Source organism: Verrucomicrobiota bacterium (genome assembly GCA_016871535.1).
Lineage (GTDB): Bacteria > Verrucomicrobiota > Verrucomicrobiia > Limisphaerales > SIBE01 > VHCZ01.
Genome location: VHCZ01000312.1, coordinates 1 through 6,766 on the forward strand (window position 1 = coordinate 1; position 6,766 = coordinate 6,766).

8 protein-coding genes are annotated in these 6,766 nt (G+C 58.4%); 5 read left to right on the forward strand and 3 right to left on the reverse strand.

The annotated features are described in order from the left end of the window. Positions 1-207: 207 nt before the first annotated feature. Positions 208-564 carry a hypothetical protein gene (locus FJ398_24685; protein ID MBM3841092.1) on the reverse strand — a complete coding sequence of 119 codons (357 nt, stop codon included), beginning with the start codon at positions 562-564 and terminating at the stop codon, positions 208-210. Positions 565-857: 293 nt separating this feature from the next. Between FJ398_24685 and FJ398_24690 the strand changes: the two genes are divergently transcribed. The 5 genes from FJ398_24690 (at position 858) to FJ398_24710 (ending at position 5,867) form a co-directional block, all read left to right on the forward strand. Next, complete coding sequence (locus tag FJ398_24690; GenBank protein ID MBM3841093.1) at positions 858-1,415, forward strand: UbiX family flavin prenyltransferase; 558 nt, start codon at positions 858-860, stop codon at positions 1,413-1,415. 395 nt (positions 1,416-1,810) lie between these two features. Then, positions 1,811-2,731, forward strand: a complete 921-nt coding sequence (locus tag FJ398_24695; GenBank protein ID MBM3841094.1) for a 4-hydroxybenzoate octaprenyltransferase — start codon at positions 1,811-1,813, stop codon at positions 2,729-2,731. Beyond that, complete coding sequence (gene mqnE / locus FJ398_24700; protein MBM3841095.1) at positions 2,728-3,897, forward strand: aminofutalosine synthase MqnE; 1,170 nt, start codon at positions 2,728-2,730, stop codon at positions 3,895-3,897. Before FJ398_24695 ends, mqnE begins: the two co-directional genes overlap by 4 nt. Before the next feature lie 385 nt (positions 3,898-4,282). Further along, entirely contained in the window at positions 4,283-5,170 is an 888-nt protein-coding gene (locus FJ398_24705) for a menaquinone biosynthesis protein (protein MBM3841096.1), read from the forward strand. 34 nt (positions 5,171-5,204) lie between these two features. Beyond that, positions 5,205-5,867 (forward strand): hypothetical protein, encoded by a 663-nt coding sequence (locus tag FJ398_24710; protein MBM3841097.1) that lies wholly within the window; start codon positions 5,205-5,207, stop codon positions 5,865-5,867. On the opposite strand, the gene FJ398_24715 is transcribed toward FJ398_24710, so the two are convergent. Both FJ398_24715 and FJ398_24720 read right to left on the reverse strand, forming a co-directional pair. Then, on the reverse strand, positions 5,797-6,264 hold the full coding sequence (locus FJ398_24715; protein MBM3841098.1) for a hypothetical protein: 468 nt from the start codon (positions 6,262-6,264) through the stop codon (positions 5,797-5,799). The two genes, FJ398_24710 and FJ398_24715, sit on opposite strands and share 71 nt — an antisense overlap. 130 nt (positions 6,265-6,394) lie before the next feature. Further along, positions 6,395-6,583, reverse strand: a complete 189-nt coding sequence (locus FJ398_24720) for a hypothetical protein (GenBank protein MBM3841099.1) — start codon at positions 6,581-6,583, stop codon at positions 6,395-6,397. Positions 6,584-6,766 lie beyond the last annotated feature (183 nt).

The following is a 6,766-nucleotide window of genomic DNA, read 5'->3' on the forward strand; positions in this document are numbered from 1 at the left end:
ATTAAATACAGCTCACAAGCACAAAAAAGCCTCCAGTGCAAAAAAACCACTAGAGGATAGCCGACGTGGAAAATTAAGCGCTTTTACGAGGGATTACGGGCAGCCTCCCCACTGTCTGAATCGCAGAAGGGGAATTCAATTCAAACTGGAGTAAACAGGGCAAACGGAGATGAAGAGATTCCCCAGACACCTGACGACAAGGAACGCTTACGCAGCCGTCGTCGTATATCGTCCCGCAGTCGAGGCGTGCGTCCAGGCTTTGCGGTAATGCTGGATCGCGTCTTCGTCGTCGTCCGCCAAGGCCCTAGCATCGCCGTCGGATAACTGCTGTTGGGCGCTCGCTAGTTCCTGGTCCAATTCCGCCTGATGATCCGGGTTTTGCTCGGCCCACCCCTCGATCTCCAGAACCAAAGTTTGCGCCGTCAGGCGGGCGGCGGTTCGGAAAGCTTGAATGATGGCGTCGTCGCGGTGGAGGGGGACAGCCGGCGTTGAAGGCGTCGGAATCTCCTCTTCGATCCCGTCAAGGGCGGGAATCGCTCCGATTGATTCTTCGACTGCGTCCATGTTTGCGGCTGGATTTTATCGAACGCGCTCAGCAATGGCTTTGGATCAACCCAACGCCGGGAGAATTGTTAAACGGTCCCGTCCGCGAAAGCAATTCGTTTGTTGTGGACTCCAACCCTCGGAACCCTCGGTTAACGACGGTGGAGCGACGTTCCTGGGGTGCTTTTCTTTCGATGGCACTGGCTCGGCAGGAGTCTCGCCCCACCGTTCTCCACCGAGGGGTCACCTGTTTCGCGTCAACGCGCTTGCTCAAGCGATTTCACATCGGGCATAGTGCGCTGCACACGAACGGCATGAAAATCCTTGTGGCGATGACCGGAGCGAGCGGAACGCTGTACGCCCAGCGTTTGCTTGATAATCTCGACGGCGCTCAACACGAAATTCACATCGTGCAGAGCAGTTACGCCCGGGCGGTGATCGAACAAGAATTGCCCGGCGGTCTCCGTTTGCCGCAGGGCGCGCAGATGCACAGCGTCAAGAGCATGAACGCCCCCTTTGCCAGCGGCTCGAATCCCCTGGACGCGATGGTGGTGATTCCCTGCACCATGGGCACCCTGGGACGCATCGCGCACGGTTTTAGCGAGGACGTCCTGCTCCGCGCGGCGGACGTGATGCTGAAGGAACGAAAGAAACTGATCCTGGTGCCCCGGGAAACGCCTTTGAATCTGGTTCACGTCAAGAACATCGAATTGCTGGTCCTGGCCGGCGCGATCGTTCTGCCGGCGAACCCGTCCTTTTACACACATCCCACAACGATCGAGCAAGTCATTGACACCGTTGTCGCGCGCGTCCTGGATCACCTGGGAGTTCCGCAATCGATCATGCCGCGCTGGCAGGAGGAGCGGGAGTGAGGGGGAGGATGGAGATGGCGCATGGGACGCAATCGGCGGTGCAGAAACGAAAGGATTGAACCTGGCATAAGTGGAGGACAGAGATGGCAAGGATCAACAGTTTGCGTGACTTGAACGTTTACAACAAGAGCCGCGACCAGGCTCAGGTGCGATTAAGACTGTCGGTCAACAAAGTCTTCTTCCTCTCTTCCCGAAGGGAGGAGAGGGCTGGGGAGGGGAGGTGCGTTGGTGCGCTTCTCCTATTTCCAAGAAACCCCTCTCTCCAACTCTCTCCGCGCTCGTTCCTCGCGGGGAGAGAGGAAAGCCAATTGGAGTCGCTGACCGACACTGTGAATCGCACCCACCAGAAGGCAGACACTGTTTGTCGTTCTTCCGCACGTCGCTGACTTGCTTCAATGGCTCGGCCCTCCTCCATTCTCGATTTTCCATCCTCTATTCTCCCCCTCGTCCGCCGATGGGGAGGATTCGTCAAATTCTCCCACACCATCTTCGCTCTGCCCTTCGCCCTGGCTTCAATGGTCGTCGCCGCGCGGGAGCAACGCGGTTGGCCAGGCTGGCGCACGTTCGGATTGATCCTCGCCGCCATGGTTTGCGCCCGGACCTGCGCCATGGCGTTCAATCGGATCGTCGATCGCGAATTCGACAAATTGAATCCTCGCACCGCGACGCGCCATTTGCCAGCCGGCCAGATTTCGCTCCCAGGCGCCTGGACACTTTGCGCCGCCAGCGGCCTCGGTCTGATGGTCGTGAGCTACTTCATCAACAGCGTGTGTTTCTACCTTTCACCGCTAGCACTGCTCGTCATTTGCTTTTACTCGTTGACCAAACGCTTTACCGACTTCACGCATTTCTACCTGGGCGTCGCGTTGGCGCTGGCGCCGGTCGGGGCATGGCTGGCGGTTCGAGGCACGTTTGGGCTGCAGCCGTTCATTCTGGCGTTGTCCGTCGTGGCGTGGTTGGTGGGCTTCGACATCATCTACGCCTTGCAGGATTATGAGTTTGACCGCAAGCAAGGCCTGCGCTCGCTGGTGGTCCGATGGGGGCCGAAGAACGCGCTGATGTTTGCCTTTCTCTCGCACATGGTGATGTGGGGGTTGCTCGGCCTGTTCGGATTGATTTCAAACTTTCGCGTGGCATATTTGGCGGGCTTGCTGATCATCCTGGGCAGCTTGCTCCTCGAACATTGGCTGGCTCGCAAACGAAGTCTGAAATGGATCAACGTGGCCTTTTTCCGACTGAACGCGCTGATCAGCGTGGTGTTCCTGGTCGTGACCGTGACGGAAGTCGTGTTTCCCAGATTCCAGGTGTTTCGATGAATTTCTTTCTTCAGCGCAGCGAACTGCGCGACCTCCATGAGAAGATCGCCCGTGGCCAGCGGATTTCGGAGTGCGACGCGTTGCGGCTTTTTCAAACCAAAGATATCAATGCCCTGGGCGCGATCGCAAATCTCGCCTGCCAGCGCAAAAATCAAAACCGCGCCAGCTACATTATCAATCGCTACATCAACTACTCGAACTACTGCATCCTGAGCTGCCAGTTCTGTGCGTTCGCCCGGAAAAAGCGGGACGCGGATGGTTTTCAGCACACGGTCGAGGAGATCGCGCAGAAGGCCCGGGAGGCACTCTCGATCGGCATCACTGAGTTGCACATTGTCGGCGGCCTCCATCCGAGCCTGCCTTTCAGCTATTACACGGACATGCTGAGGGCGCTGAAGAATCTGGATGCCCGGCTCCAGCTCAAGTGTTTCACTGCAATCGAGATTTTGCACCTGGCGTGGCTGGCCAAGAAGTCCGTGCAGGAAACGTTGCTCGAACTACGCGCGGCCGGGCTGAACTCCCTGACCGGCGGCGGCGCCGAAATCTTCCGGAAAGAAGTCCGCTCCGCCATCGCCAAAGGCAAGGAGTCCGCCGGAGAGTACCTGGACGTGCATCGAACCTGGCACCGCCTGGGCGAGCGAAGCACCTGCACGATGCTTTACGGCCACGTCGAATCCCTGGAGGATCGCGTCGATCACCTGCGCCGCCTGCGTGAGCTGCAGGATGAGACGCGGGGGTTTTCCGGGTTCGTGCCCTTGCCCTATCAGCCGGAAAACAACAAGATTCCCGTGAACACGGCGCCCACCGGTTTTGACGCGCTCCGCACGATTGCGGTCAGCCGGATCTACCTGGATAACTTCGATCACATCACCGCCTATTGGATTGGGATGGGATTGAAGCTTGCGCAAGTCGCATTGAGCTACGGCGCCGACGATTTGCACGGGACCATTTTCGAAGAAAAAATCTTTCACATGGCCGGGGCAAAATCTCCCGAACTGCAAACGGAGGCCGAAATGATCAAAGCCATCCGCGAGGCGGGTCGCGTGCCCGTGCAACGAAATACGTTCTACGAACCGATCAAGGTTTGGGAAACGCCGGGCGGTTCAGCCACAGCGTCAACCTCGAATCGTTCGCCGATGCTGGAAGCGAATCTGGCGACGGCATGAGCGGGAGTCCCCCCCCCATTGACACTCATGAACCTGAATGCGCCGCGCCTTCCGGGAATTGTCACACAAGCTCTGCTGGAATTAGTCTTTGTTTGTGCCACTGCTGCCACAAACAAACCAACATGTTGGTCGCAAGGAAGAGATGATTTTAACAGGAGGCAACAGAGGAAACGGAGGCTTGATTTGCTTGGTTCTCTTTTCTGTGAAGGCTGCGAAGCCACTTTCTCGCAGCCCCGCCTGCGAGAAAAACCTGCACTGCTATCCCATAAAGGCTTCCGCGGCTTGCGCAAAATTTTTCATTCAACCGATTTAACGATTTAACATTGTAACGACTTTGGTTGCGGCTTGCCGTGAACTCGGCCATTCCGGCAGCCGCTTTTGTTGCATGTCTTCTTCAGAACAACCGGCGAAACTTCGCCTGGCGCCCGCCGAGCCGGCGGATGACCTCGCCCAAATACACGAACGTGAAACGCGCGCCGCGCAGGTCCAGCGAGAAGAAAACCTCCACCACGCGCTTGCGCCATTCCGGGTCGGGTCTGTTCCTTACTTGAACGCGGTCCCGTTGACGCGCGGATTGGAGGAGGAAGTTCTGTTTATCCCACCTTCCGCGCTGGCCGAAAAGCTCCGCCGCGGCGAGTTGGACGCCGCGCTTGTCAGCGTGACGGAAGTTCTGCTCAACGATTGTTATAATGTGCTGGACGGAATCGCCGTCGCGTCGCTGGGCGAAGTCAAAAGCGTGTTTCTCGCGCACCGCCGGCCGCTTGAAGAAGCCAAAGAGATCTTCTGCGACACCGCGTCTCTGGCGAGCGTGAACTTGCTGCGCGTGCTGCTCGCAGAACGAGGGCTTTGGCCTGAGTTCAAACCACTCCCGAGTTACGACGCGAGCCGACTCCCGGACTTCGCCTTGTTGATTGGCGATCCCGCGCTCGATTTTCTGCTCGGCCCGCACGATCACGAGATCTGGGATCTGGGCGCGGCGTGGTTTGAATTGACCAGGCTTCCGTTTGTCTATGCGGTCTGGGCCTTAAGACGAGGCGTCGAGAACGAGAGACTGCGCCGCCTGCTCCGAGAAGCCAAAGACTTCGGGATGGATTCGCTGGACGCCATCATCGGCGGCCGCACCGAATACGATTACGCGTTCCGCAAAGACTACCTTGGCTGGCACATCCATTTTCATCTCGGCGCGGATGAAAGGCGCGGTCTGGCCCGATTCATCGAATTGCTTCGCAAACACGGCCTCGGCCCCGTGTACGAGCCAAAGTTCGTTTGGTGAGTTCGATGCGGTGGCGTAGGGCAGGCTTTCCAGCCTGCCGGTTGGGCGACTTTCCAGTCCCCCTCCGCGCGGCGCGATTCTGGCCGTCGGAAGTTCAAGCATCCGGTTGTGGGAGACGCTGAAACAGGATTTCTCCCCGCTTCCGGTCGTGCGGAGAGGCTTTGGCGGGGCGATGATGTCCGACGTTCTCGCCTACGCGGATCGGATCGTTCTCCCTTACGAGCCGCTCGTAGTGCTTCTGTATGCCGGAGAAAACGACCTCGCGGGCCGCCGCACGCCGCGTCAAGTTCTCGCGGACTTCCGGGAGTTGATCCAAACCATTCACGCTCGCTTGCCGGACGCGCGCATCGCGCTCATTTCGATCAAACCCAGCATCAGTCGCACACATCTCTTTGATCGAATCCGCCGCGCCAACGCGTTGCTCAAGGCCGAGGCAGCGCGGTATGAATTCGTGGATTTCATCGATGTCTTTACGCCGATGCTCGACGAACAACGGAATCTCAAGCGCGAGCTTTTCGCCAACGACGGGCTGCACTTGAACACGAACGGCTACCATCTTTGGGCCTCGGTGATCAAACCCCGTCTGGCGTGTCACGGGCAGGCCGATGCTGAGCGATCCCCGAATCTCACCCGCCGCCCTTTCCGACCTCCTCACGGGAAGCTGCCTTCGCCACTGCGCCATGCACATAGCCATTGAACCGAAAACTGTGCGGACCGCAGCCTTCAGGCTGTTTCCGCGCACTCTCCGGAGTCCAGCGTTGAAGCGGCCTAAAGGCCACGGTCCGAAGGAACGGTTCATAGGAAGCTGCCTTGGTTTCAGAACCATGCACTCGTCCCTTGAACCGGTCAGCGGTAGGGCGAGTCCGTCCCGGCGAGCCGATCCACGTGCGTGGAACACGTCTGACTCGGCTCGCTGAGGACAGGCTCGCCCTACCGGCTGCCTCATGGGAAGCTTTCTTGGCCTCAGAACCATGCATTCGGCCCTTGAACCGAAAACCGTGCGGACCGCAGCCTTCAGGCTGCTTCCGCGCACTCTCCGGAGTTGAGCGTTGAAGCGGCCTAACTAAAGGCCACGGCCCGGAGGAACGGTTCATGGGAAAGCTACCCCGGCCTTCGAGCCGTGCTTACGGCCCATGAACCCAGCGTGCGGAGCGCCGGTCACCGACCCGGCGCGTTTCGGTGACGCCTTGTCATCGCGTAACGGCTTGTGCGAAAAGATCGCACTCAGCGCCCGCCGCTCAGAAACGAATAGACGTTCGGCGCGCCGCGGCGAAGGAGACACGCGACGGCAAGACACAACGCCACCACGAGCGTCGGCAAACACAGATAACCCAGGAGGTGCGTCGCTTGAGACGGCGCCAGGCTCGCGTAATACTTGTCCTGCACGATGGTGAGCAGCGGCTCAAAACCCATATAGAGGGTGTTAGGTAATTCGTTGTAAATAACGATTGGTCAGTTTGTTAAGATCTAAAAAATGGAGTTGTTCGAATGAGATGGACGCAAGCAGTTTTGCAGGGTAGGCCTTTGCGACATGGATTCCCAACTTCCCGCGACTGGTACGGCCGAGTTATTGGCCGAGTTATCTGGACACATTCC